Genomic DNA, 24,443 nt, shown 5'->3' with positions numbered 1-24,443 from the left:
CAATGCCAAAAATTTTAATAATTGAAGACGAAGCTTCTATACGCCGTGTTTTGGTAAAAATTCTTACCGAAGAAAACGACACCTACGAAGTTACCGAGGCCGAAGATGGTCTCGAAGGAACCGAACTTATTAAAGACAAAGATTTCGACCTTGTTCTTTGTGATATTAAAATGCCAAAAATGGATGGGGTAGAAGTGTTAGAGTCTATAAAAAAAGTAAAGCCAGAAACACCTATTGTCATGATTTCCGGTCATGGAGATATTGATACCGCTGTAAATACCATGCGAATGGGTGCGTTTGACTATATTTCAAAGCCGCCAGATTTAAACCGGTTGCTAAATACTGTCCGTATTGCTTTAGACCGAAAAGAATTGGTGGTGGAAAATACCCGCTTGAAGAAAAAGGTAGGTAAGAACTATCAGATGATAGGAGAATCTGAAGAAATTCTTCACATTAAAGAAATGATTGAAAAAGTGGCCCCAACTGAAGCTAGAGTATTAATAACGGGACCTAATGGAACGGGTAAAGAATTAGTGGCTCATTGGTTACATCAAAAAAGTGATCGTAACAAAGGTCCAATGATCGAGGTAAATTGCGCCGCTATACCAAGTGAGCTAATTGAAAGCGAACTGTTTGGTCACGTAAAAGGAGCTTTTACAAACGCTAATAAAGATCGAGCGGGAAAATTTGAAGCTGCAAATAAAGGAACTATTTTTTTAGATGAGGTAGGCGATATGAGCTTATCTGCGCAGGCAAAAGTATTGCGTGCTCTTCAGGAAAACAAAGTACAACGTGTAGGTAGCGATAAAGACATAAAAGTAAATGTACGTATTGTTGCCGCTACCAATAAAGACTTAAAAAAGGAAATTGAAGAAGGAAACTTCCGGGAAGATCTATACCATAGATTGGCCGTTATTTTAATTAAAGTTCCACCATTAAACGAGCGCCGAGACGACATTCCATTATTGGTAGATTATTTCAGCAAAAAAATAGCCGATGAACACGGAACGGCAAATAAAAATTTCTCTGAGAAAGCTTTAAAAAAATTAAAAGAATACGACTGGACAGGGAATATCCGCGAACTTCGAAATGTAGTAGAGCGATTGATAATATTGGGAGGAACTGAAGTAAGTGAAAAAGATGTAAAACTATTTGCAACCAAATAAAACATTATGAAAGCATTTAATATTTCAGATTATAAAGTTTCTAAGAAAGTAAACATTAAAGAAACATCAACAAAAGTTGATTTAGATGCTACCAAAGATGAAGTAAAAGATGCTTTAAAAACTACCCGAAAAGATTTGGCGAAGTTTCAAGATACTATGTATGCCCATGGTAAATACGCTGCATTAATTTGTTTACAGGGAATGGACACGGCCGGAAAAGATAGCTTGATTCGTGAAGTTTTTGAAGAGTTTAACAGCCGTGGCGTGGTAGTTCACAGTTTTAAAACTCCCTCTACCAATGAATTAAAACACGATTACCTTTGGCGGCATTACATAGCCTTGCCACAACGTGGAAAATTCGGAGTTTTTAACCGTACCCATTATGAAAATGTATTGGTAACTCGAGTACATCCCGAGTATATTTTAAATGAAAATTTGCCCGATATTACTAAAGTTTCAGATATAGATGAAACCTTTTGGCAACAACGTTTCGAGCAAATAAATGCATTCGAAAAAACACTTTCCGAAAACGGAACCATAGTTTTCAAATTCTTTTTAAACATCAGTAAAAATGAACAAAAACACCGCTTACTAAGACGATTGAACAAAAAAGAGAAAAACTGGAAGTTCTCGCCTGGTGATTTAAAAGAACGCAAACTTTGGGACAAGTATATGAACTGTTACCAAGAGCTATTAAACAACACTTCTACCGATTATGCCCCTTGGTATATTATTCCAGCTGATAGTAAACCTTCTGCTCGTTATTTAGTCTCAAAGATACTCTATGAAACCATGATTAACTTTAAAGACATTAAGGAGCCCGAATTAGCTCCCGAAATCGAAGCAAAGATTTCAGAATATAAAGAGCAACTAAAAAATGAATAGTAAGCACAAATTACAATGAAAATAAGTTTGTTGCGTTATTCAAACTGAAAATAGATTTTATATGAATAAATTAGCTACCCTACTCCTTACCGCTTTATTTTTTTCTCAATCCTACGCCCAAAAAGTCAATACTGAAGATTCACTTACCATTCGTAATATTTACGACATGGCTTTGTTAAATGGAAAAAGTTATGATTGGTTGGATCACCTTTCAAACGAAATTGGCGGCAGACTTTCGGGTTCATTAGAAGCCCAAGAAGCTGTAGAGTATACTGAAGAAGAATTAAATAAATTAGGTCTTGATAAGGTTTGGTTACAACCTGTCATGGTGCCAAAGTGGACGCGTGGAACTAAAGAATACGCTTACATTGAAACCGCTCCTGGACTTTCCACTACGACCGATATTTGTGCATTAGGAGGTTCTGTAGCTACACCAGCATTAGGTTTAAAAGCTGAAGTGATTGAAGTACAAGGCTTAGAAGATTTGAAAAATTACGGACGCGAACAAATAGAGGGTAAAATTGTTTTTTACAACCGGCCTATGCAAGCTAATTTAATTAACACTTTTGAAGCATACGGCGGTTGTGTAGATCAACGCTATGCCGGCGCTATGGAAGCTGCCAAATATGGTGCCGTTGGTATTGTAGTCCGTTCTATGAATTTGCGTAAAGACGATTTACCTCATACAGGCACCATGAGTTATGGAGATACGCCTGCCAATCAAAGAATTCCTGCTTGTGCCATTAGTACCAATGGAGCCGATTATTTAAGCAGGGCATTGGGAATAAAACCAGACCTTAAGTTTTATTTCAAACAAAATTGTAGAACGTTTGATGATGTTCAGTCGTATAACGTAATTGGAGAAATTACCGGAACAACGTATCCAAATAAATATATTGTTGTGGGCGGTCATTTGGATTCTTGGGACTTAGGTGACGGATCTCACGACGATGGTGCAGGCTGCGTGCAGTCTATGGAAGTATTGCGGTTATTTAAAGAAATAAACTACAAACCAAAGCACAGTGTTCGGGTAGTATTATTTATGAATGAAGAAAACGGACTTCGCGGCGGAAAGAAATATGCTGAACAAGCAAGACTGAAAAATGAACAACATATTTTTGCATTAGAAAGCGATGCCGGCGGATTTACCCCAAGAGGTTTTTCATTCGATACCGATGCGGCAAACTTTGCACAAATTGAAAGCTGGAAACCATTATTTCAACCCTATTTAATCCATTCTTTCACAAAAGGTGGAAGTGGAGCAGATATTGGCCCTTTAAAAGATGAAAACATCGTTTTGGCAGGATTACGTCCCGATTCACAACGCTATTTTGACCATCACCACGCCGCTAATGATACCTTCGATGCCATTAACAAACGCGAACTCGAATTAGGTGGTGCGACCATGGCAAGTTTGGTATACCTTATCGATAAATACGGAACCAAAACTGAAATGAGCAACGTTAAAAACTAAACAATGAGTTTTTTGACAGCCGAATGGAGACGATTAGCATTCGCTAATTATGAAGTAGACCCTAAATCTCTTCAAAAATATCTTCCTGCTCATACCGAATTAGACACATTTAACGGTACATATTACGCAAGTTTGGTGGGTTTTCTGTTTAAAAATGTAAAGCTTCTAGGTACAAAAGTACCTTATCATGTAAATTTTGAGGAAGTAAACTTGCGTTTTTACGTGCGATACAAATCTGAAACTGGCTGGAAGCGTGGCGTTGTATTTGTGAAAGAAATTGTACCAAAACGAGCTGTAACCTTTATAGCGAATGCGTTCTACAATGAACGGTATGAAACACAAAAAATGAGTCATATTTGGAAAAACAGTAATGATAGTCTCATTACGGAATACCATTGGCTACAAAAAGGGAAAGAGCAGTTTTTCAAATTAGAAACTGAATTAAATCCTCATGTGATTCTTTTAAATTCTAAAGATGAATTTATCACAGAACATTATTGGGGCTATGGTAAGAAAACGACCTCAAAAACTACCGAATATGAAGTTAGACATCCTAAATGGGAAGTTTACGATGTGAAAAATTATGATGTTCAAGTAGATTTTGCTGCCAATTACGGGGCTGATTTTGAGTTTTTAAACATAGCTACACCAACTTCAGTTATGTTAGCTGAAGGCTCACTTATTAGTATCGAAGGAAAAAATATCATCAAGTAGTTACCACCAAACCACAAAGAATTTTTCAAGTATCCCTTTTTGTTTTTTATATACCAACGGAGATTTTTTATTGGTCACCAAACTTGCTATTTTTTCTTTTGTTTCAGAAAAAGAAAACCATTCGGTTAAACTTTCTGGCGGGAGTAACCACTGTTTTTTATCAGGGATTGCAAATTGAGCATCATTAGACTTTTCAGTGTCAAATTTTGAAAACGATATGTAGGTTCCCACCACACATTCTTGATATTGTCTTGGAAGTTTTTCTTTATCGAAGTCCTTCGGGAGAAATAAAAATGACTTAATACATATTTGCTGTTCAATAGTAGCAATGTCAAGATGTAAGTCTTTTAAAAAGTCAGCAGTTTCAGGTTTATACAGCAAAGGGAATTGTTTTTCTTTTACTTTATCCAGCTTTTCTTGTAAAGTATCTTTTCGATTGGGGCCAATCCATTTGGCTTCAGGAACAGCACCTAAACTATCGTCAAACAGGTAAAATTTACAAGCTAATTCAATATGAAGTGTTTTCTGTGTTTCCGTGTCATAAATCAAGTAATCCAACTCACCTAGAGTTTGTGTTTCACCTTGTATTTGAATGTTGGCAGTGAGTAATTTATATCGTTTAGCATGTTTCAGTACATACTCGAAACAAGCCTCTGCCTGTTTGCCCAGCATTAGATTTGAAGTAAATTGAAACTGTGAGGTATCAATCCCTTCTTCCGAAAAAGAAAAGAAAGAAAAAGGAAAAGTGCCAGAAACAGCTTTAAGGTCTGGCGCTTTTATAAAATAATCTAATGTATTTTTTATTAAAATAGCTTTTTTGTTATATGGAATGTTTAAAGTTTTTCGGTGCCTGAGTGCCCCGACAGTAGGAGGGGTGTATCGAAGGCCCATTATCCCTTTACAGCACTTTCATATTTCTCAATCCATTCATCAACAGTCATTTTTCCAATTAACTCAGCCATTAAATCAAAAGGGATTTTCTTCGGGTTTTTAAAGCGAATACAGCTTTTTCCCATATCCAGTTTATTAGAAGCATGCTTGGGCCATTCATTCGTAAACCAGTTCAGTAATTCTGGGTCACTGTAAATTCCAGAATGATAAAGCGCGATATGGTTTTTTTGAGAAGCCAAATTTATAAAAGGCAACGGCTGTTTAGGGTCGCAATGATAGCCATCAGGATAGCGGGAATGAGGAACAACATATCCTAACATTCCGTAGGTTATTTGTTCATCAAATCCTTTAGGAAGGTTTTCTAAAATGATGTTTCTAAATTTCGAAATAACTTCTTTTCGGTCTTCGGGTAATTCGGCGATGTATTGCTGGGGTGTTTCGGCCTTAGATTGCATGGTTGTTATTTTTAAGTTTAAAATTACTGAATTTCTTATTGATAACCCGCAGCCTGTAGTTTAAAAAGTTCGGCATATAATTTTGGGTCGTTCATGAGTTCTTCGTGAGTTCCTATTTCTAAAACTTTACCATCTTGTAAAACAAGAATGCGATTAGCCATTCGTACCGTGCTAAAGCGATGTGAAATTATAATACTGGTTTTTCCTTCTGTTAAGCCAATAAAACGCTCAAAAACATCAAATTCAGATTGTGCGTCTAAAGCCGAGGTAGGTTCGTCGAGAATCATGATGTCGGCATCTTTCATATAAGCACGAGCCAAAGCTACTTTTTGCCATTGCCCACCACTAAGCTCTTGTCCTTTTGCAAAACGTCGTCCTAATTGCTGTTCTAGTCCTTTTTTCATGACAGAAACAACTTGATTGGCAAGACTTTTAGAAGCAGCATATGCTATCATCTCATCATTCTCAATTTCTGTAATATTACCCACAGCGATATTTTCCCGTAAACTGAATTCATATTGAAAGAAATCTTGAAAAATAACTCCAAAACGCTTTCGGTACGCTTCCATGTGAAAGCTTTTTATGTTGATGCCGTCCAGCAAGATCTCCCCTTTTGTGGGTTCGTAAAAACGAAGTATTAATTTTATAAGCGTAGTTTTTCCCGCTCCATTTTGGCCTACAAAACCCATTTTTTCACCCGCTTTTAGTTTGAAGTTAATCCCTTTTAAAACAGTTTCTTCTTGTCCTGGATAAGAAAAATGAACATCTTTAAACTCAAACCCTTCTTTTATTTTTTTCGGGATAGGTACCGTTTCAGTATTTCCTTCGGCTACGTTTATATCAATAAAATCAAAATAATCTTGAAGATATAAAGCGCTTTCAGAAATACGCGTAAAACGCGTGAAGAAGCCTTGTAAGTTATTCCGAAGTCTGTTAAACGAACCCGAAAGAAACGTAAGCTCCCCTAAACTTATAACGCCCGTCAATACCCGGAAAATTATAAATACATAAGCTCCATAGTACGAAATAGTCCCTAAAAGATTAAAAATAGAACCGTAAATGGATTGCTTTATCGAGAGGTTTTTATTGAGCTTATAATAATCATCTGATAATTTTTTAAAGCGTGTTGCAATAAAATCGGTCAATCCAAATAGTTTTATTTCTTTCGCCGTTTGGTTGTTAGCGCCAATGTAGCGTAAATAATCAAGTTCTCTTCGTTCACTTGTCCAGCTTCTGGCAAGTGAATAGCGATGTGAGCTGTATTTTATTTCATTAATAAAAGAGGGAATAATACTGAAGAATAAAATTACAATTAGAATGGGTTCAAAATAAATAAGTCCAGCAATTAAAGAAATCATCGAAATAATAGTTTCCCCTTGGCTTAGCGCATTACTCATAAGGTTTACACGGCTGCTAGTTTGGGTACGCGCGCGCTCTAGTTTGTCATAAAACTCAGGATCTTCCAGTTGCTCCATAGTAAGTTCGTTAGTCTTTCTAATTATTTTTTCAGAAGATTTATTCGAATAAAGATCACCTAACAAGCCATCGGTTAGATTGATTAGCCTCCCGAAAAGATCAGACAGGACAGCAACTGCAAACTCAATGCCTACATATTGCCAAAGCAGTGTGAAATCTTTGTCTTCTAACGAAACTTGAAGTATAATTTCATCGATAATTAATTTTCCCACCCAAAGTATTACTACAGGTGTAAAAGCATTTAAGAGCCGACTTATCGTATTTACTAAAAATAGACTGTGGCTGGCATTCCATATTTCCTTAAAAAACCGAGGGATGGAACGCAATGTTCTAAAAGAATCTTTAACGCTGGTTTTTTCTTTTTCAGTAATCGATTTTAACGGTTTCCTAGGCAAAATAATTTTATTTGATTACTAAGATATATTAAATAAAGCAACCCTTATCTTTGCTCAAAAATTTTTCTCAGTTTGTTACAACAATATACCAAAGAATTTAAATACAATATTCGTCTCGCTACGCCTGTAATATTAGGTATGTTAGGGCATACAGTGGTGGCTTTAGTTGATAATATCATGGTTGGGCAATTGGGAACTGCAGAGCTGGCCGCAGTATCCTTAGGGAACAGTTTTATGTTTGTAGCTATGTCTATTGGTATTGGTTTTTCAACGGCAATTACACCTTTAGTTGCTGAAGCCGATAGCGAGAATAATTTCGAGGCTGGTAAATCTTCCTTTAAGCATGGTCTGTTTTTATGTTCCGTATTAGCACTAGCTATGTTTTTGGTTTTGTTATTGGCCAAACCCTTGATGTATGTAATGAATCAACCTGAAGAGGTTGTAGAACTTGCTATGCCGTACCTTAATTTAGTGGCGATATCCATTATACCATTGATAATTTTTCAGGCTTTTAAGCAGTTTAGTGATGGGTTGTCGATGACGCGATATCCCATGTATGCAACAGTTGTAGCGAATCTAGTAAATGTACTATTAAATTATATTTTCATCTTTGGAAAGCTAGGAATGCCAGAAATGGGCGTTGTAGGTGCCGCTATTGGTACGTTGGCTTCTCGTGTGATTATGGTTATATATTTATGGTATATGTTGTCACAACATCATAAGTCTAGAGATTTTGTGTTGAATATTAAGCTGTTTACACTTTCAAAGGCGATGTTGAGAAAAGTGTTTAACTTAGGAAGTCTCTCTTCTATGCAAATGTTTTTTGAAGTAGCTATTTTCACTTCCGCAATATGGCTTTCAGGTATTTTAGGCAAAAACCCGCAAGCTTCCAATCAAATTGCCTTAAACCTGTCGTCTATGACCTTTATGGTGGCAACAGGGTTTAGTGTGGCAGCTATGATTCGAGTAGGAAACCAAAAAGGATTAAAACGGTTTTTAGAACTGCGTCGGATTACGTTTTCTATTTTTCTGCTTTCTACCATATTAGCAGTCGTATTTGCTATATTTTTCATGATTTTTAATACAGCTTTACCAAAACTGTATTTAGATTACGACAATGTAGCCGAATTTGCCGATAATTATGAAGTGGTTTCAATCGCTGCCAAGCTGTTGTTAATTGCAGCTGTGTTCCAAATTTCCGATACAGTACAAGTGGTAGCTTTGGGAGCGTTACGTGGAATGCAAGACGTAAAAATCCCTACGTTAATCACTTTTGTTGCCTATTGGTTAATTGGGTTTCCCATTATGTACTACCTAAGTACGTATACTGAATATGGTAGCTCAGGAATTTGGTTTGGACTCTTGGCAGGTCTTACCGTTTCAGGCATATTGTTATTCATAAGATTTAATTACCTTTCAAAAAAATTAATAGCAAGTAAAGCTGAAGCAGAACTTGCCTAGTTTTATAAATATACCAATATGACATTACCCAAATATATTTTAGGCGATAACACAGATTATCCCACCGCTATTTTTGTAATCCATACAGAGTTTCCTCGTTTCATTATCAACTTGGAAGACGATGAAGTTGAGTGGTTAGAAGAATTTGACAATCACGACCAAAAAGAACTGGAGTCTGAAACTGAAAATTACATAAAAGAAGCAACCGAATTTTACGATCGCGAAGTAGCCCGTTACGAAAATGATTGAGGAATTACTTAAATATGACACAGAGCTTTTCCTGTTTCTGAACAAACTGGGAAACACATCCTGGGATGGCTTCTGGCTGATTGTTACCGAAAAATGGTCATCCATTCCTATTTATGCGTTTCTATTATACCTTGTATATAAACACTATGGCTTAAAAGGCACTTTGGTTGTGTTGATAAGCGTAGCTTTAATGATTACGGCAACCGACCAATTGGCCAATTTATTTAAATATGGAATAAAACGTCCCCGTCCGTGTCAAGTAGAGACCTTGCGCGAAACTATGCGCTATGTAGCAGTACGATGCGGTCGCTATGGATATTTTTCTGCGCACGCTGCTAGTTCGATGGCCGCAGCTGTATTTTTAAGCTTATTATTAAAAAAATGGTATCGATATCTGCCCTTTCTTTTATTATTCTGGGCTGCCGTAGTTGCATACAGCCGTGTTTATTTAGGTGTTCATTATCCTTTGGACATAGTAACCGGAATGTTTTTTGGGAGCTTGATAGGACTGTTATTCTATAAAATACAGCGTTGGGGACAACGAAGGTTTGTGAAATAATAAATGGCGTGGAGAATTTAACTCCGAGTTTTAACCCTTCCGACCCTTCGGTCACCTTCCCTTGTCAAGGGAAGGAATAAGAATAGCTAACTAATATATTTTGTTAAGTGAATAATCCAGAATGGAAAAATAAAAGCTGAAACGTAGGTCACTGAGTGAATAGTTAAGAATGCAATTCTTAACTATTTATACCGAAGTGTCGAAGTGTCGAAGTCCTACTTCTTCACCAAATACAAATCTCTATACAATCTATCACGGTGCGTACGACTGCCTGGAGCATTAGGATTCATATCGTAACGTGTGACTTTTTCAATAGAATAATCCTTAAACTTTTTTCTGAAAAAATCCTTATCTGGTTCTGCCACGAGCACGCCAAAAGTAGTTTCAGAAGGTATTTTAAAACGCTCGTCTTTTTTTAGTACTTCAATAGGCTGTCCGTATTCCCAAATCATTTCAGGAGTAAAGTACGTGAGTTCGTATACGTTTAAATTGGTTTTCTGTTGCCAATCATTCAATTTTGCCAAACTTTTATATTCTGGGTTAATCGTTATGGTTTTTGCGAGTGGCATTCCAAAACAGATAATGGACGCGATAAAAGCAATGGTTAAATAGAAAACCGGTTTTATTTTCTTCTGAAGTAATTTCTTAATTATAAAAAATCCGATTCCAAATAAAACAATGGAAAGTACGATGTACCAACCCCAATTTCCAGAGAGCGCTTCCGAACCTAAAAATAAATAACCACCAATAGGAAAAACAAGGCCGATGGTTGCAATCAATCCGAAGTTAAAATACACAGGAATCGTTTCTCGTTTATCTTTTATTTTAGAAAACCTTCGGAAGAGATATTCAATATAAAACCCTGTATTCAAAGCCAATGGAATCAGAACTGGAAGTAAATAGCGTGATTTCTTTTCGGGGATAATAGAAAGCAATACAACCGAAATTATCGTCCATAAAAAAGTAAATAAATACGCCTTTTTATTGAATACCCGGTTTTTTAAATAAGGGTAAAGCAACCCAACAAATGCGGGAATTGTCCATACACCACTTTGTGTAAAAAAGCTCCAATAATAATAAAACGGTCGAACGTTATAGCTGGTCCAATTCGAGGTTTCTTTTTTAGTAATGGCGGCGACATCTTGCGTATCGAAAGTATAGGTATACCAATGCCACCAACCTGAAACAAGTAGTGCGACTACTAAAAAGACAAGCAACGGCAGTATTCTAGATTTAAAATTCTGGAATTTGTGAACAATTCCGAAGGCAATTAAAAAGGGTAATAACAGTGCATAAAAAGAAACCGGTCCTTTACTCATAAACGAAAACCCAAAAAAGAGGGCAGCGATTAACGCGTGTTGGTATTTTTTTTCTTCCGAAGTAAAAAAGAGGTATAATTGGTAAATACATACCATCATAAACCCGTGGGTGAAAATATCCCACTGGCCATTTCGCCCGGCAAAGACAATGTAAAAAGAGGTCGCCATAATCAAGGATGATATAAAAGCGTATGTCCTGCTACGGGTAAATTTTAAAGCTAGTTTATAAGAAAATACAATTAAAACAACCGTAATCAAAGCAGCTGGAAGCCGAAGAGCGGTCAAGCTTTTTAATCCAAAAGTAGCTGCTGATAATGCTGTAAGCCAAGTGGGCAAGGGTGGTTTTTGGTATCGTGGTTCACCGTTTAAGGTAGTAAGTAACCAATTGCCGTCGTGTAACATTTCACGGGCGGTTGTGAAATTTCGGGCTTCCATAATGTTCACGAAAATAGCATCGAGATTTACAAAGAATATTGCAATGCAAACGAGTATTAGTATCGTGATATGTATTTTTTTAACCTTCAAATCGATGTTGTTTTTTCCAGATAAATATATTTCGAATGTAAATTACCAATCCAGCAATATGACCAATAAACAATACGGGGTCTTCTCTAAAAATCGCATAAGTTAAAATTAGTGAAGCCCCGATCACGCTCATACGCCAAAATCCGACAGGCAATTGGGAGGTTTTGGTTTTTTCAGAATAGATCCATTGATAGATAAACCGCAATGTGAAAATTAATTGCGAAAATATTCCCAATAGCAATAACCAAAGTGGGATGTCTTCGTTGTTGAATAACTGATTAATATCGTATTCACCATTATTATATGCATAAATCACAATAAAAATTGGGAAGGCGAGTAAAAACAATTGAAACCACTTAGGTGATTTTTGCCATTCGCCTTGTAAATGAAGGTTTCGTATGTAAATAAAATACGTGAGTGATTGTCCTAACATAATGGCAAAGTCGTCGCGTAAATAGCCGTAGACGAAAAGTAAAAAGGAGGCCAGTAAACTCAATTTCCAGAATAGGGAAGGGGTAATGACGCGTTTACTTTTTTCTGAAAGAATCCATTGCACCAACAACCGACCCGAAAAAAGAGCTTGTGCTAAAAAGCCAATGCCATAAATAAGCCAATTGCTCATCCTTTGCTCTTTACTTGGTAATTAATGTATTTTTTCTTCATCCATAAATAGGCAAAACAATCCATTAAAGGACCAATAAGTCGGTTCCAAACCCCAAACTTGGCTGTTCCTGCCATTCTAGGGAAATGTTGTACGGGGATTTGTATAATTTTTCCGTTTTGCAATAGAATCATAGCCGGTAAAAAACGATGTAACCCTTCGAACATAGGGATGCGTTTTGCATAATCACTTTTAATTACTTTAAGCGGGCAACCGGTATCGTCCATCCCATCGTGAGTAAAGGTACGCCGAATGCCGTTTGCAATTTTAGAAGACATATTTTTTACAAACGTATCCTTTCTATCGGCTCGAACACCAGTTACCAAATCATATTCACCAATGTGTTGTAATAATAAGTTGAAATCTTCCGGTGCGGTCTGTAAATCTGAATCAATATATCCTAAAAGTGGTGTTTCCACATGGTCAAACCCAGCTTTAATGGCAGCACTTAAGCCACGATTTTCTTTAAATGAAATATAGTTGAAAGCTTCATTTTTACTGCAAATAGTTTCTATTAATGACTGGCTATTGTCCGAAGAACCATCGTTAACCAATAAAACAGCCGTCTTTTTAGTGGCTATTTTCATGTAGGCAAGCAGCTCTTCTTCAACCCGCTCCAGATTGTCTTCTTCATTGTAAACTGGGACAATGATGGTGAATTGGTACATATAGGATTACAAATTTGTTTGTGCAAAAGTATTTCTTTTTTAATGAATAATTCAGAAACATAAAAAAAGCTGTTACTTTGTAATCTGAAAAATGCAATATGAAGATACTCGTTACAGGCGCAGCAGGGTTTATAGGGTCACATACTTCGGAACGATTAACCGAAATGGGACATCACGTAATTGGAATTGACAATTTTTCCCCTTATTACAATATTGAATTGAAAGAGCTGAATGCTATGTCTCTTTCAGAAAAAGGTGTCGATATATTACGATTTGATCTTAGAACGGATAATCTGGTTGAAGCACTTCCTAATGATTTAGATTATATATTCCATTTTTCAGCACACCCTGGAATTTCAAACACGTCAACATTTGAAGATTACTTTTCAAATAATATTTTAGCAACGAAAAATCTCCTAGATTTTGCGCTTCAGTATGAAAAACCACCTTTTGTTGTAAATATTGGTACTTCTTCTATCTACGGATTGGAAGCTACTTTTCCAGAAAATGTCGCGCCAAAACCAGCTTCGTGGTATGGAGTTACTAAGCTCGCCGCCGAGCAATTGGTGTTGGCAAAATCGCGTGAAGAAAAATTACAATCTACATCGTTGCGATTGTATTCAGTATACGGTCCTAGAGAACGTCCAGATAAACTTTATACACGTTTAATAGATTGCGGACTAAATAATAAGCCTTTTCCGCTGTACAACGGAAGTGAGAAGCACCTGCGCAGCTTTACCTATGTGCAAGATATTGTAGATGGTATTGTAAGTATTATTGGTAAAGAAAGTATAGCAAATGGTGAGATTTTCAATTTAGGTACCGAAGAAGAGAGCACAACCGCCATTGGAATTGAAACCGTCGAAACGTTGCTAGATACGAAGATAGAAATCTCGGCTAAGCCGCCACGTGCTGGGGATCAGTCTCGTACCAAAGCAAATATTGATAAAGCCCGTCAACTATTAGACTATAATCCTACAACGACCTTAGAAGAAGGATTGAAGGCACAGATAGCTTGGTTTCGTGATGCTTTTCTTAAAAAATAATTTATTCTTTTAAGCTTAGTAAGTAAGTAGCCGCTTCAAACGGTGACGTTTTGTTGGCTTCAATAAGCTTTAATTGATCTTCTAAAGCAGTTTTTACTTTCGGATTGTTATAAAAATCTCTTTTCAAGGTATTTTCTATAGTCTGCAACAACCAGAATTTATTTTGTTCGGTACGTTTATGCTGAAAGTATTCATTCTTTTTTGTTTCAGAAATATACGTTTCAATCAATTTCCACACACTATCAATACCATTATTTTCAAGTGCAGAACAAGTAAGCGTTTTTGGTGTCCAACCGCTTTCTTTAGGTGGGTAGAGGTGAAGCGCACGATTAAATTCATTTTTAGCCATCTTGGCCGCTTTCAGGTTTTCGCCGTCTGCTTTATTAATCACGATGGCATCGGCCATTTCCATAATTCCACGTTTTATACCTTGTAATTCGTCTCCAGCACCAGCTAGCTTTAACAATAAAAAGAAATCGGTCATAGAATGTACGGCGGTTTCACTTTGGCCTACACCTACAGTTTCAATGATGATAATGTTGTACCCAGCCGCTTCACAAAGAATAATAGCTTCTCGTGTTTTTTGTGCCACGCCACCTAATGAGTCACCACTAGCAGAAGGTCTTATAAATGCATTGGGATCCTTTACCAGTTCTTCCATTCGGGTTTTATCTCCCAAAATACTGCCTTTGCTTAGCGAACTACTGGGGTCTACGGTAAGCACTGCTACATTATGGTCTTTAGATGTTAGGAGACTACCGAAGCTCTCAATAAAGGTGCTTTTACCAACTCCCGGCACGCCCGTAACCCCAATACGTATCGATTTATTGGCGTGTGGCAAACAAGCTTCAATAATTTCTCGTCCTTCTTGCTGGTGTTTTTCTGCAGTACTCTCTATTCGTGTTAAGGCACGACTTAACTGTGTTTTGTTTCCTGCAAGCAATCCTTCGGTTATTTTTTGGGTAGAAGGAGTCTTGCTTCGATTCTTTTTCAAACGTTCTGCTGCCTTCGGGTTTAATCGCGTAGGTTGATCAATTCCTTCTTTTTCTGAAAGCGTTTTGTTATTATTTTGCTTCTCTGCCATTGCTGAAATTTATGACAATTTTATGAATATCGGTTTTAAAAAGCGGTGAAACCATAGTATATTGAATATTATTAAATAAAAAAAGCAAAAAATGAAAACATTATACGAAGCTACTTCAATTGCTAAAGGAGCGAGAAAAGGACACGTAAAAACCGAAGATGGACCAATAGATCTTAACTTATCAGTGCCTAAATCAATGGGTGGTGAAGGTGGAGACGGTACTAACCCTGAGCAATTATTTGGTTGTGCCTATGCAGCTTGCTTTGGAAGTGCCATAGAAGCCATAGCTGATAAAAAAGGTGTTGATGTAGATACCGAAAAAATAAACGTTACAGCAACCATTGGTATTGGTAAAACCGAAAAAGGCAACTTACAATTAGAAGCAACATTAGATTGCTACATTCCTGGGGTAGATGTGGAGACAGGAGAAGACTTGGTAAATGAAGCACATGTGATTTGTCCGTTCTCTAGAGCTACACGAGATAATATCACAGTAACGCTTAACTTGATGTTGGACGAATAGTAGTTTAACATATCTATTAAACAGCTAAAAAAATCCCTTTTCAATTCGAAAAGGGATTTTTGTTTTTAGAATAAAAGTTCTAACTATATAGCTCTTAGAGGTATTACTCTTCCTCTTTCATCGTCATCATCTTCTCTTTTATTATCATTGTTTTTTTTTGACCCCTCATCGTTCTCTTGGTTTTCAACAGTTTGTTTTTCTTGAGGTTCCGGAACAAAATGGGTTTCTTTATGTTGTTCAGACTGCTTAATGTACCATTGCAGTTTTTGCTTTTGCTTTTCTAAAAGACTTAAAATACCATCAGGCAACTCTCTGCGTTCTAACAGTTCATCATATCTTTTAATATTATTTATATCCCTTGATATACATTGATTTAAAATAACAGTAGCATCAAACTTTTCCAAGGCTTCTTTTATTTCTTGCCAAGTTCGGTCAATATTCCCTTTATCTGAATCCTCTTTAAGTGGTTCTATACCACGGGAATGTAATTCATTGGAAATATCATGACTCATCCGGTTACGTTCGGTAGCCATATAGTTCAAAAAACGTTTTAAATGGGTGGTATGTGCATCTTGTGCAGCATTGTAATAAAGCTTTTCTGCTTCAAAACTAGCAACCAGTAAACGATTTAATTTATTAAAGTCGGCGTATTTCTTCTTCATAAACAGTGATTTATACCAAATTTACTATAAAAGCTTTAGTTATGACTGTAAATTTATATTTAATTTAAGCTAAAATATGTTAAGATTTGCAACACACGAATAAAAGTGTCGTCTTTTAACTGAACAGCAACCAAAAAACCATCAAGCTTGTCCAATTCATTACTTGTTGAACAATGTAAACAGCACAACCGCAAGGCGCAGTTGGCACTTTATAAAAAATATTGTGACGGAATGTTTATCATAGCACAACGGTATATGCGGGACACTGCAGCGGCAGAAGATGCCATGCAAGAGGCATTTATTAAAGCGTTTCAAAAACTAGAGCAATTTAAAGGGGACGTCACCTTTGGTGCTTGGTTAAAACGGATTGTAATAAACACGTGTCTAGATATTATTAAAGCTAGAAAGTTAGAAATACAATCCTTAAATGAGGAAACTTTACATATTGTTGATGAAGATGATGAATGGCATGTGCCAGATAAAACAACAATAGAAGAAGTGAAAGCAGCAATGGAAACATTAAATGAAAACCATAGGCTCGTAGTGAAATTATATTTATTGGAAGGGTATGATCATCAAGAGATTTCTGAAATTTTAAATATTTCAGAAAGTGCATCCCGAACCAATTTACACCGCGGAAAAATACAATTGCAAAAACAATTAAAACACGTACAAGATGGCACAGGATATTAGGCAGCTATTTGAAAATAAACCTAAAGAGGGTGTAAAGCCTCCAAAAGGGCACGAAGCACGTTTTGAGCAAAAATTAGAAGAGGCATTTGGAGAAAATGAATCAACAAAAACTCCATCCTTCTCAAAATTTAGGTGGCTTAAAGTAGCTGCAATTGCTATTGTGATGCTTTCTGTCGGTTTTTTTGGACACCAACAACTTTCTAAAGAAAACCCTGTGGAGGTGGTTGAAGCACCCAAACAAAATAGTGACACCAATACTAATTTGGCAAAAATAACATTAGGGGACCTTTCACCTGAACTTAAAAAAGTAGAAAATTATTACCAGACCGGAATCAATGTACAGTTAGCTTCCCTTAAAATAAAAGGGGATAACAAAGAACTAATTGATGGGTATATGAATCAGTTAAGTAAACTAAATAATGAATATAAACGTCTTACATTAGATTTAAACGAAGCAGGCCCCACCGAAGCAACCATCACCGCATTGATTGATAATTTGCAATTACGTTTGGAATTGCTGTTCAAACTTAAAAACAAATTAAAAGAACTAAAAAATCAAAAAGATGAGACCACAAGTATTATTTAAAATAAGTATTACCACGATTATACTATTAATCTCTACTGCAATAACAATTGCACAAGAGCAATACAAAGAAACCTTTAACGTAAAGGATGACGCTACTGTTTCAGTAAATACAAGCCATACTCGTATTATTTTTGAAACATGGAATAGAGACAAGGTAGAGGTAGAAGCCTATATAGAAGGCTCAACCCTTTCTGAGGCAGAAAAACAAGAGCTATTTGACAATTGGGACTTTAGTGTGTTAGGCAATAGCAATAAAGTCGTGATAACCTCAAAAGGGGGAAATAGCTGGAATGGTATGGCTTCTATGAAGCATATGGAGGGAATGGGTGGCCTTGACTTCTTGGGTCCAATGATGGAAGAAATGATTGTTCCTATGATTAGTAATATGAAAATCCCAAACCTGCCAGATGATCTGTTAAAAGATATTGGTAACATAGATTTTGATTACGAAGAGTTTCAGAAAGACGAAGAAGCTTATATAAAGAAGTTTGAAAAACAAATGGATAAAAAAATTGGAAAAGACTTCGAAGTGAAAATGGAACAATGGGGCAATGAATTTGCTAATCAATATAACGAAGAGAAGTCTGATAGCATTGCCGCTGTTTGGGAGTCTAAAATGCAAGGCTGGGGTGAAAATTTCGGAAAACGAATGGAAGCTTGGGGTAAGCGTTTTGAAAAAGAAATGGAAGCTAGATACGGAGGAGAAGATGGTAATTATAGCAAAACAGTTCAAACCGATCCTTTTGGTAATAAAACCATCATCATCCAAGGGAATAAAGCTAAAAAGTCTAAAACCAATAAATCGAAAGGCGTAAAAACCATTAAAATTAAAATGCCGAAAGGAGCAAAAACTGAAATTGATGTTCGGCATGGAGAAATTGAAATGGCAGATGCAGTAAATGTAAAGGCTACATTGAACCATTCACCGTTTACAGCAAATAGTATTGATGGGGGAGAAACCCTCATCAATGCTTCTTATGCCCCGGTTGTAGTCAATAATTGGAATAATGGTACATTATATCTTCAATTTGTTGAAAGCTGTAACATTGCAGATGTAAACACGATTAACCTACAGGCAAACTCTAGTGATGTATTAATAGGGAATGTAGAAAAAGAAGCTATTCTAGCAGGTTCTTTCGGAAACTTAAAAGTAACACATGTTTCCAACGGATTTAAGAATATTGATATTTTATTAGAAAATACAGATGCTGTATTATATATGCCAGATACTGCTTTTTCTTTTTATTTCAACGGAAAAAAATCCACCTTGCAATACCCAAAATCGCTTGAGTTAAATCGAACTAAAAATTACAACCGTGTATTGGTTAGAGGTTTTAATAAAAACAGTAATGCGGGGAAAAATGTGACCGTTAATGCCAATTACAGCAATATAAAGATTCAATAAGTTGAGCGTCAACCACAGTGAAAGGACAACAAAATGAAAGTCATCCCTCTTTAGCAAAAAAGGATTTTCACGTTACCAACAATAGATTCCTCAGCTAAGCCTCCTTCGGAATAACAAGAAAATACTTTCTACCCAGTTAGCTATTCAAGCTAGTCTTCTTCTAGAAATCAAGTATTATTTCTTCCTTGTAAAAACAGCTACTATCGCCGCCGTAACAATACCAAAACCCAAGGCACCAAAAGCAGATTGCCACATATAATTGGTAATGTTAAAATAATCGTTGGCCTTGGTGCGCGTCATTAAATCGTTTGTGACTGAATACTCAATAACCGTATTGAAATATTCGGGAGTAATGTAGTTATGCGTTAGGTATTGTGCTATAGGAGAAAGCAAGGCAACAAAAACAGTTAAGATTGTACCTGAAATAAAACCCTGTAGCCAAGTCATTTTTTTGTTGTAGACCCTTCTTCTTTTCTCGCGAACTGCCAATAAGTAGATAAAAATAGCAAAAGGGGCAAATAACATCGTTAACCACCAATGGTTTGCTATATTTTCTTCGTGCCAGCCTAATGTTTTTTCAAGTAACATCCAAGCGAGAAGGGTAATGGTAAAAACAATAGCCCATTTAAATTCTATTTTTAGCTTTTTCATTTGTGAATTTTAATAGTGCTAAAGATACCAAAAAAAGAAACCCTGAAAAGTATAACTTTTCAGGGTTCAGAATGAATTTAAAAAATAATTATGCTTCAGTAAGCACCCATTCGCCTTTATCTAATAATGGGATTGCTTGTTTATACTTCATAGTCTTGTTTTCACCACTCATCACGTTTTTGATGGTTACTTTTTCATTGCGGCCTATTTTAGGGCGTTCGCGTACAATGGTTTCGGTAACCTGCTGTTGTTGACGTTGAGTGTCACCAGCAGCACGAGATTGAGCAGCACGCTCGTCCATATTTTGGATTTCCTCTTTCTCTTCACTGAGTTTTTCCTTTTTACGAACTTGCTTTGCTTCGGTAATTTGCTGTTGATTTTCTTGTGGTAATTCCCCTTTAAATAAGAAGGAAATTACTTCTCTATTCACCTTATCAATCATTACTTTGAAGAGTTCAAAAGCTTCAAACTTATAGATTAATAATGGGTCTTTTTGTTCGTGTACCGCCAACTGAACCGACTGTTTTAACTCATCCATTTTACGCAAGTGCGTTTTCCAGGAATCATCGATAATAGCTAGGGTAATGTTTTTTTCAAAATCCTGTACTAATTGCTTTCCTTCAGACTCATATGCTTTTTCTAGATCGGTTGCTACATTTAGTGTTTTTACACCATCGGTAAACGGAACTAAAATTCGCTTGTATTGATCTTTGTGGTTTTCATACACATTTTTAATTACTGGGAAGGCCATCTCAGCATTACGCAACATTTTCTCTTGGTAGTGTTTGTAAGCTGCCTTGTATACTTTTCCAGCAATCTCTAAGGTGTTCATTTTTTCAAATTCCTTTTCAGAAATAGGCGAACTCATAGAGAAGTAGCGAATTAATTCAAACTCGAAGTTTTTATAATCCTGTGCCATTTTGTTACTTTCTGAAATAGCTTCGGAAGTTTCAAATATCATATTAGCCACATCTACTCGAAGACGCTCTCCAAACAATGCATGGTAACGACGTTTGTAAATCACCTCTCTTTGAGCGTTCATAACATCATCATATTCCAACAAACGCTTTCTAATCCCGAAGTTGTTTTCCTCCACTTTTTTCTGCGCCCGCTCAATAGACTTAGAAATCATAGAATGCTGAATTACTTCGCCTTCTTCTAATCCCATGCGGTCCATCATCTTAGCGATACGCTCGCTACCAAATAAACGCATTAAATTATCTTCTAGCGATACGTAGAACTGTGAGCTACCTGGATCTCCTTGTCGTCCACTACGTCCACGCAATTGCCTATCTACACGACGGCTATCGTGGCGTTCGGTACCTACAATGGCAAGACCACCAGCTTCTTTAACTTCTTTACTTAATTTAATATCGGTACCACGACCCGCCATGTTTGTCGCGATGGTTACCATCCCGCTTTTACCTGCCTCAGCTACAATATCGGCCTCTTTTTTGTGCATTTTCGCATTCAACACGTTATGTGGAATTTTACGTATGCCTAACATTCGGCTCAATAATTCTGAAATTTCTACCGAAGTAGTACCAATCAAGACTGGGCGACCCGCTTTTGAAAGGTTGGTCACTTCATCAATTACGGCGTTGTATTTTTCACGTTTGGTTTTATAGATTTTATCTTCCCGGTCGTGACGTGCAATTGGGCGGTTGGTTGGTATTTCAACCACATCTAATTCGTAGATTTCCCAAAGCTCGCCTGCTTCTGTTACTGCTGTACCCGTCATACCCGATAGTTTACGGTACATACGGAAGTAATTTTGAAGGGTAACTGTCGCAAATGTTTGCGTTGCTGCTTCAATTTTTACATCTTCTTTGGCTTCAATCGCTTGGTGTAAACCATCACTGTATCGACGACCATCCATGATACGACCTGTTTGCTCATCGACAATCATCACCTTGTTTTCCATTACTACATATTGCGTATCTTTTTCAAACAGTGCATATGCTTTTAGTAATTGGTTAAGGGTATGAATGCGTTCACTTTTAATTCCGAAGTCACGGAATAGCACTTCTTTTAGTTCAGCTTCTTCTTCTTTAGGAAGTTCTTGATCTTCAATTTTTGCTATTTCTGTTCCCATTTCGGGCATCACAAAGAAGTCTGGATTATCAGAACCGGAAAGGTACTCTACACCTTTATCGCTCAATTCTATTTGATTGTTCTTTTCATCAATCACAAAATACAGTTCTTCATCAACCTTGGGCATTTCGCGGTTGTTGTCCTGCATGTAATGATTTTCAGTTTTCTGAAGCAATTGGCGGATGCCGTCTTCAGATAAAAACTTAATCAATGCTTTGTTTTTAGGCAATCCACGGAACACACGAAGCAATTGAAAACCACCTTCTTTGGTGTCACCTTCTTTAATTAGTTTTTTAGCTTCGGCTAATACTCCTGTTAGGTATTTACGTTGTACATTAACGATATCCTGAACCTTCGGTTTTAACTCGTTAAATTCGTGACGATCTCCTTCTGGTACGGGGCCGGAGATGATTAAAGGCGTACGGGCATCATCAATTAATACAGAATCCACCTCGTCGACAATTGCGAAGTGGTGTGGACGTTGCACAAGATCTTTAGGGTTGTGCGCCATATTATCACGCAGGTAATCAAAACCAAACTCGTTATTGGTTCCGTAGGTAATATCTGCGTTGTAGGCTTTTCTACGCTCTTCACTATTAGGGCGGTGATAGTCTATACAATCTACACTCATACCGTGAAACTCAAAAATAGGAGCCATCCAAGCGCTATCACGTTTTGCTAAGTAGTCGTTTACGGTTACCAAGTGTACACCGTTACCAGCCAAAGCATTTAAATACATAGGAAGTGTTGCTACTAATGTTTTTCCTTCTCCTGTTTGCATCTCGGCTACTTTTCCTTGGTGCATGGCAACTCCACCAATAAGTTGCACATCGTAGTGTACCATATCCCAGGTTACTTCTTTACCCGCTGCATCCCAAGAGTTTTTCCAAGTGGCTTGTTCACCATCTAAAGTTACATAGTCTCTAGTAGCAGATAGTTCACGATCGTAGGTAGAGGCTGTTACGGTAAGGTTCTCATTATTTTTAAAACGTTTTGCAGTTTCTTTCACCACTGCAAAAGCTTCAGGCAGTATTTCTTCGAGAGTTGCTTTTTCAACTTCGTAGCGATTGTCTTTCAGCGCATCTATTTGGTTATAGATTTCCTCTTTTTTATCGATATCTTCTTCTGCATCGGCATCGATTCGTAACTGATCAATCTGCTGCTGTAGGTCTTTTTGATCTTCTTTAATCTTAGCACGAAACATATCGGACTTGGCCCGTAATTCATCTAATGATAAGCTAGACATAGCACTTTCATGCTCTTTGATTTTATCAACGTAGGGTTGAATTTCACTAATGTCTTTTTTGGATTTGTCTCCAACAAAAGCTTTTAAAATATTATCTAATATTTTCATGGGTTAAAGGTGTGTTTTATGCTCAAAAAAAGTGCGGACAGGAAGCCGTGATTGATACTTACAAAAAAACTGCAAAAAAATAAGGTAACCAAGAAGATGGTTTGTTTTATTTATTGTCATTGTTTTTTGTTTTGAGCAAAAAAAAAGCCTCTATGAGTATAGAGACTTTTTAATTATTATTTCAGTTATTGTTGTAACATAGCATTAATATGCTGTTATTAATATTCATCTTCATTCCACAGATAATCATCATCTGTAGGATAATCTGGCCAAATTTCTTCAATAGAATCGTAAGAGTCACCTTCATCTTCAATAGCCTGTAGGTTTTCCACTACTTCTAGCGGAGCTCCCGTTCTAATGGCGTAATCTATTAATTCATCTTTTGTTGCCGGCCAAGGCGCATCACTTAAATAAGATGCAAGTTCTAAAGTCCAATACATAGCACTTTGTGTTTTATAATTTCTGCAAAAATAATTTTTTCGATTAAAAAGTCAAGAAAAATCGCAATTATTTATGCTATATTTTAAAGAACGTTTTTAAATCGCTGATTTATAATATATTAAATTTTATGGAAAAACCTTACAATTTCTTCGGAATCCATTTAACTTCTTCAGCTTGCAGGTCATAAGTCAATTTCCGTGCCAGCACAAATAGATAGTCAGATAGGCGGTTTAAATATTTTAAAACATGCTCATCAATAGGTTCTTCATGGTGTAATAGCGTGGCTAAGCGTTCTGCGCGGCGGCAGACACAGCGTGCTATGTGACAATATGACACGGTAGGATGTCCGCCAGGGAGTACAAAATGTGTCATAGGAGGGAGGTTGTCGTTCATCGTGTCCATTTCGGTTTCTAGCCGTTCGATATCTTCTTCTTCAATTTTTGGGATGTTTAAGCGTTCTTTGCCACTTTTTAACATCGCCTTTTCAGGATCGGTGGCTAAAATAGCACCTAATGTGAAAAGTCGATCCTGTACGTGAATTAAAATTTCCTTGGAACGCGCATCAATTTCTTGATCACGAATAAGGCCGATGTGCGAGTTTAATTCGTCAACCGTTCCGTAACTATCAATGCGGATATGGTATTTAGGAACACGCGTACCGCCAAATAAAGCCGTGGTACCTTTGTCACCAGTTTTTGTATATATTTTCATGATATTAGATTTCTAAGGGGGGTAATTTCAATTAGTCCCTGGTTTCTTCTTCTTTTTTTTTTTTCCTTTCAAAATATTCATTTCTGAAGTTTCTACGCCGTCTTTTACTCAGGGCTTTGGTGTTTCGTTTGTTCCAAAAGTAGAGTAGAAGTAGCAATAAAATACCGCCTACAGCCAATACAATTGGGTTTGAAAAAAAGGATGTTTCCATAATGTGTGAAGATACAGAGGGGGCTGACAAATTCCAAATTCCGAATGAGAAATTACAGATTGACTGATTTTAGGTAGTAGGCAG

General features: G+C 36.8%; 25 protein-coding genes. 12 read left to right on the top strand and 13 right to left on the bottom strand.

What is annotated here, in order from left to right; all coding sequences use genetic code 11:
• Positions 1 to 2: 2 nt before the first annotated feature.
• The 4 genes from AACZ92_RS13070 (at position 3) to AACZ92_RS13055 (ending at position 4,239) form a co-directional block, all read left to right on the top strand.
• Positions 3 to 1,166: a sigma-54 dependent transcriptional regulator gene (locus tag AACZ92_RS13070; protein WP_117159061.1), complete on the top strand. Its 1,164-nt coding sequence runs from the start codon at positions 3 to 5 to the stop codon at positions 1,164 to 1,166.
• Between the two features lie 6 nt (positions 1,167 to 1,172).
• Positions 1,173 to 2,051: a PPK2 family polyphosphate kinase gene (locus tag AACZ92_RS13065; protein WP_339702104.1), complete on the top strand. Its 879-nt coding sequence runs from the start codon at positions 1,173 to 1,175 to the stop codon at positions 2,049 to 2,051.
• Between the two features lie 61 nt (positions 2,052 to 2,112).
• The gene (locus AACZ92_RS13060) at positions 2,113 to 3,525 is read left to right on the top strand and encodes a M20/M25/M40 family metallo-hydrolase (protein WP_339702102.1); all 1,413 of its coding nucleotides are present in this window, start codon (positions 2,113 to 2,115) and stop codon (positions 3,523 to 3,525) included.
• A 3-nt stretch (positions 3,526 to 3,528) separates the two neighbouring features.
• Positions 3,529 to 4,239, top strand: a complete 711-nt coding sequence (locus tag AACZ92_RS13055; protein ID WP_339702100.1) for a DUF2071 domain-containing protein — start codon at positions 3,529 to 3,531, stop codon at positions 4,237 to 4,239.
• Here AACZ92_RS13055 and AACZ92_RS13050 read toward each other — a convergent pair whose 3' ends face one another.
• Genes AACZ92_RS13050 through AACZ92_RS13040 form a run of 3 tightly spaced genes read right to left on the bottom strand, consistent with a single transcriptional unit; the run spans position 4,240 to position 7,456 of the window.
• A complete protein-coding gene (locus AACZ92_RS13050; protein WP_339702098.1) occupies positions 4,240 to 5,130 on the bottom strand; it encodes a DUF1853 family protein in 891 nt (296 codons plus the stop codon).
• Positions 5,130 to 5,585: a DUF1801 domain-containing protein gene (locus tag AACZ92_RS13045; protein WP_339702096.1), complete on the bottom strand. Its 456-nt coding sequence runs from the start codon at positions 5,583 to 5,585 to the stop codon at positions 5,130 to 5,132. Before AACZ92_RS13045 ends, AACZ92_RS13050 begins: the two co-directional genes overlap by 1 nt.
• A 35-nt stretch (positions 5,586 to 5,620) precedes the next feature.
• On the bottom strand, positions 5,621 to 7,456 hold the full coding sequence (locus AACZ92_RS13040; RefSeq protein ID WP_339702095.1) for an ABC transporter ATP-binding protein: 1,836 nt from the start codon (positions 7,454 to 7,456) through the stop codon (positions 5,621 to 5,623).
• 72 nt (positions 7,457 to 7,528) lie between these two features.
• Between AACZ92_RS13040 and AACZ92_RS13035 the strand changes: the two genes are divergently transcribed.
• Genes AACZ92_RS13035 through AACZ92_RS13025 form a run of 3 tightly spaced genes read left to right on the top strand, consistent with a single transcriptional unit; the run spans position 7,529 to position 9,725 of the window.
• A complete protein-coding gene (locus tag AACZ92_RS13035) occupies positions 7,529 to 8,917 on the top strand; it encodes an MATE family efflux transporter (protein ID WP_339702094.1) in 1,389 nt (462 codons plus the stop codon).
• Between the two features lie 18 nt (positions 8,918 to 8,935).
• Positions 8,936 to 9,166, top strand: a complete 231-nt coding sequence (locus AACZ92_RS13030) for a hypothetical protein (RefSeq protein ID WP_339702093.1) — start codon at positions 8,936 to 8,938, stop codon at positions 9,164 to 9,166.
• Positions 9,159 to 9,725: a phosphatase PAP2 family protein gene (locus AACZ92_RS13025; protein ID WP_339702092.1), complete on the top strand. Its 567-nt coding sequence runs from the start codon at positions 9,159 to 9,161 to the stop codon at positions 9,723 to 9,725. Before AACZ92_RS13030 ends, AACZ92_RS13025 begins: the two co-directional genes overlap by 8 nt.
• A 215-nt stretch (positions 9,726 to 9,940) precedes the next feature.
• Here the strand turns inward: AACZ92_RS13025 and AACZ92_RS13020 are convergent, their stop codons facing one another.
• From AACZ92_RS13020 to AACZ92_RS13010, 3 genes are read right to left on the bottom strand one after another with little or no spacing between them, the layout of a single operon-like run.
• A complete protein-coding gene (locus tag AACZ92_RS13020; protein ID WP_339702091.1) occupies positions 9,941 to 11,569 on the bottom strand; it encodes a glycosyltransferase family 39 protein in 1,629 nt (542 codons plus the stop codon).
• Positions 11,559 to 12,191, bottom strand: coding sequence for a lipid-A-disaccharide synthase N-terminal domain-containing protein (locus AACZ92_RS13015; protein WP_339702089.1), 633 nt, complete (start codon positions 12,189 to 12,191; stop codon positions 11,559 to 11,561). The genes AACZ92_RS13020 and AACZ92_RS13015 overlap by 11 nt, the downstream gene beginning before the upstream one ends.
• A complete protein-coding gene (locus tag AACZ92_RS13010; RefSeq protein ID WP_339702087.1) occupies positions 12,188 to 12,898 on the bottom strand; it encodes a glycosyltransferase family 2 protein in 711 nt (236 codons plus the stop codon). Before AACZ92_RS13010 ends, AACZ92_RS13015 begins: the two co-directional genes overlap by 4 nt.
• Positions 12,899 to 12,996: 98 nt before the next feature.
• Between AACZ92_RS13010 and AACZ92_RS13005 the strand changes: the two genes are divergently transcribed.
• A complete protein-coding gene (locus tag AACZ92_RS13005) occupies positions 12,997 to 13,944 on the top strand; it encodes an NAD-dependent epimerase/dehydratase family protein (protein WP_339702085.1) in 948 nt (315 codons plus the stop codon).
• Between the two features lies 1 nt (position 13,945).
• On the opposite strand, the gene meaB is transcribed toward AACZ92_RS13005, so the two are convergent.
• Positions 13,946 to 15,028 carry a methylmalonyl Co-A mutase-associated GTPase MeaB gene (gene meaB, locus AACZ92_RS13000; RefSeq protein ID WP_339702083.1) on the bottom strand — a complete coding sequence of 361 codons (1,083 nt, stop codon included), beginning with the start codon at positions 15,026 to 15,028 and terminating at the stop codon, positions 13,946 to 13,948.
• A 91-nt stretch (positions 15,029 to 15,119) separates the two neighbouring features.
• Between meaB and AACZ92_RS12995 the strand changes: the two genes are divergently transcribed.
• The gene (locus AACZ92_RS12995; RefSeq protein ID WP_339702081.1) at positions 15,120 to 15,551 is read left to right on the top strand and encodes an organic hydroperoxide resistance protein; all 432 of its coding nucleotides are present in this window, start codon (positions 15,120 to 15,122) and stop codon (positions 15,549 to 15,551) included.
• Between the two features lie 83 nt (positions 15,552 to 15,634).
• Here the strand turns inward: AACZ92_RS12995 and AACZ92_RS12990 are convergent, their stop codons facing one another.
• A complete protein-coding gene (locus AACZ92_RS12990) occupies positions 15,635 to 16,213 on the bottom strand; it encodes a PA2169 family four-helix-bundle protein (RefSeq protein ID WP_339702079.1) in 579 nt (192 codons plus the stop codon).
• Between the two features lie 147 nt (positions 16,214 to 16,360).
• Between AACZ92_RS12990 and AACZ92_RS12985 the strand changes: the two genes are divergently transcribed.
• From AACZ92_RS12985 to AACZ92_RS12975, 3 genes are read left to right on the top strand one after another with little or no spacing between them, the layout of a single operon-like run.
• Complete coding sequence (locus tag AACZ92_RS12985; RefSeq protein ID WP_339702077.1) at positions 16,361 to 16,906, top strand: RNA polymerase sigma factor; 546 nt, start codon at positions 16,361 to 16,363, stop codon at positions 16,904 to 16,906.
• Positions 16,890 to 17,492: a hypothetical protein gene (locus AACZ92_RS12980; RefSeq protein WP_339702075.1), complete on the top strand. Its 603-nt coding sequence runs from the start codon at positions 16,890 to 16,892 to the stop codon at positions 17,490 to 17,492. Before AACZ92_RS12985 ends, AACZ92_RS12980 begins: the two co-directional genes overlap by 17 nt.
• Complete coding sequence (locus tag AACZ92_RS12975; RefSeq protein ID WP_339702073.1) at positions 17,470 to 18,897, top strand: hypothetical protein; 1,428 nt, start codon at positions 17,470 to 17,472, stop codon at positions 18,895 to 18,897. Before AACZ92_RS12980 ends, AACZ92_RS12975 begins: the two co-directional genes overlap by 23 nt.
• 174 nt (positions 18,898 to 19,071) lie before the next feature.
• Here AACZ92_RS12975 and AACZ92_RS12970 read toward each other — a convergent pair whose 3' ends face one another.
• From AACZ92_RS12970 to AACZ92_RS12950, 5 genes are all read right to left on the bottom strand, one after another.
• On the bottom strand, positions 19,072 to 19,548 hold the full coding sequence (locus tag AACZ92_RS12970; RefSeq protein WP_339702071.1) for a DUF4199 domain-containing protein: 477 nt from the start codon (positions 19,546 to 19,548) through the stop codon (positions 19,072 to 19,074).
• Between the two features lie 88 nt (positions 19,549 to 19,636).
• Entirely contained in the window at positions 19,637 to 22,996 is a 3,360-nt protein-coding gene (gene secA, locus AACZ92_RS12965) for a preprotein translocase subunit SecA (RefSeq protein WP_339702069.1), read from the bottom strand.
• A gap of 218 nt (positions 22,997 to 23,214) precedes the next feature.
• On the bottom strand, positions 23,215 to 23,436 hold the full coding sequence (locus AACZ92_RS12960; RefSeq protein ID WP_013070580.1) for a DUF2795 domain-containing protein: 222 nt from the start codon (positions 23,434 to 23,436) through the stop codon (positions 23,215 to 23,217).
• A 139-nt stretch (positions 23,437 to 23,575) separates the two neighbouring features.
• Positions 23,576 to 24,148, bottom strand: coding sequence for a cob(I)yrinic acid a,c-diamide adenosyltransferase (locus AACZ92_RS12955; RefSeq protein ID WP_339702056.1), 573 nt, complete (start codon positions 24,146 to 24,148; stop codon positions 23,576 to 23,578).
• 31 nt (positions 24,149 to 24,179) lie between these two features.
• A complete protein-coding gene (locus AACZ92_RS12950; RefSeq protein WP_339702054.1) occupies positions 24,180 to 24,359 on the bottom strand; it encodes a hypothetical protein in 180 nt (59 codons plus the stop codon).
• Between the last annotated feature and the right edge of the window lie 84 nt (positions 24,360 to 24,443).

Source organism: uncultured Marixanthomonas sp. (assembly GCF_963974425.1).
Classification (GTDB): domain Bacteria; phylum Bacteroidota; class Bacteroidia; order Flavobacteriales; family Flavobacteriaceae; genus Marixanthomonas.
This window is presented reverse-complemented; position numbering and strand designations above follow the sequence as displayed.

Bases quoted from the DNA above. Each gene is read 5' to 3' on its own strand.
- AACZ92_RS13070 (WP_117159061.1), top strand. From the start codon at position 3: ATGCCAAAAATTTTAATAATTGAAGACGAAGCTTCTATACGCCGTGTT.
- AACZ92_RS13065 (WP_339702104.1), top strand. From the start codon at position 1,173: ATGAAAGCATTTAATATTTCAGATTATAAAGTTTCTAAGAAAGTAAAC.
- AACZ92_RS13060 (WP_339702102.1), top strand. From the start codon at position 2,113: ATGAATAAATTAGCTACCCTACTCCTTACCGCTTTATTTTTTTCTCAA.
- AACZ92_RS13055 (WP_339702100.1), top strand. From the start codon at position 3,529: ATGAGTTTTTTGACAGCCGAATGGAGACGATTAGCATTCGCTAATTAT.
- AACZ92_RS13050 (WP_339702098.1), bottom strand. From the start codon at position 5,130: ATGGGCCTTCGATACACCCCTCCTACTGTCGGGGCACTCAGGCACCGA.
- AACZ92_RS13045 (WP_339702096.1), bottom strand. From the start codon at position 5,585: ATGCAATCTAAGGCCGAAACACCCCAGCAATACATCGCCGAATTACCC.
- AACZ92_RS13030 (WP_339702093.1), top strand. From the start codon at position 8,936: ATGACATTACCCAAATATATTTTAGGCGATAACACAGATTATCCCACC.
- AACZ92_RS13025 (WP_339702092.1), top strand. From the start codon at position 9,159: ATGATTGAGGAATTACTTAAATATGACACAGAGCTTTTCCTGTTTCTG.
- AACZ92_RS13015 (WP_339702089.1), bottom strand. From the start codon at position 12,191: ATGAGCAATTGGCTTATTTATGGCATTGGCTTTTTAGCACAAGCTCTT.
- AACZ92_RS13010 (WP_339702087.1), bottom strand. From the start codon at position 12,898: ATGTACCAATTCACCATCATTGTCCCAGTTTACAATGAAGAAGACAAT.
- AACZ92_RS13005 (WP_339702085.1), top strand. From the start codon at position 12,997: ATGAAGATACTCGTTACAGGCGCAGCAGGGTTTATAGGGTCACATACT.
- meaB (WP_339702083.1), bottom strand. From the start codon at position 15,028: ATGGCAGAGAAGCAAAATAATAACAAAACGCTTTCAGAAAAAGAAGGA.
- AACZ92_RS12995 (WP_339702081.1), top strand. From the start codon at position 15,120: ATGAAAACATTATACGAAGCTACTTCAATTGCTAAAGGAGCGAGAAAA.
- AACZ92_RS12990 (WP_339702079.1), bottom strand. From the start codon at position 16,213: ATGAAGAAGAAATACGCCGACTTTAATAAATTAAATCGTTTACTGGTT.
- AACZ92_RS12980 (WP_339702075.1), top strand. From the start codon at position 16,890: ATGGCACAGGATATTAGGCAGCTATTTGAAAATAAACCTAAAGAGGGT.
- AACZ92_RS12975 (WP_339702073.1), top strand. From the start codon at position 17,470: ATGAGACCACAAGTATTATTTAAAATAAGTATTACCACGATTATACTA.
- AACZ92_RS12970 (WP_339702071.1), bottom strand. From the start codon at position 19,548: ATGAAAAAGCTAAAAATAGAATTTAAATGGGCTATTGTTTTTACCATT.
- secA (WP_339702069.1), bottom strand. From the start codon at position 22,996: ATGAAAATATTAGATAATATTTTAAAAGCTTTTGTTGGAGACAAATCC.
- AACZ92_RS12960 (WP_013070580.1), bottom strand. From the start codon at position 23,436: ATGTATTGGACTTTAGAACTTGCATCTTATTTAAGTGATGCGCCTTGG.
- AACZ92_RS12955 (WP_339702056.1), bottom strand. From the start codon at position 24,148: ATGAAAATATATACAAAAACTGGTGACAAAGGTACCACGGCTTTATTT.
- AACZ92_RS12950 (WP_339702054.1), bottom strand. From the start codon at position 24,359: ATGGAAACATCCTTTTTTTCAAACCCAATTGTATTGGCTGTAGGCGGT.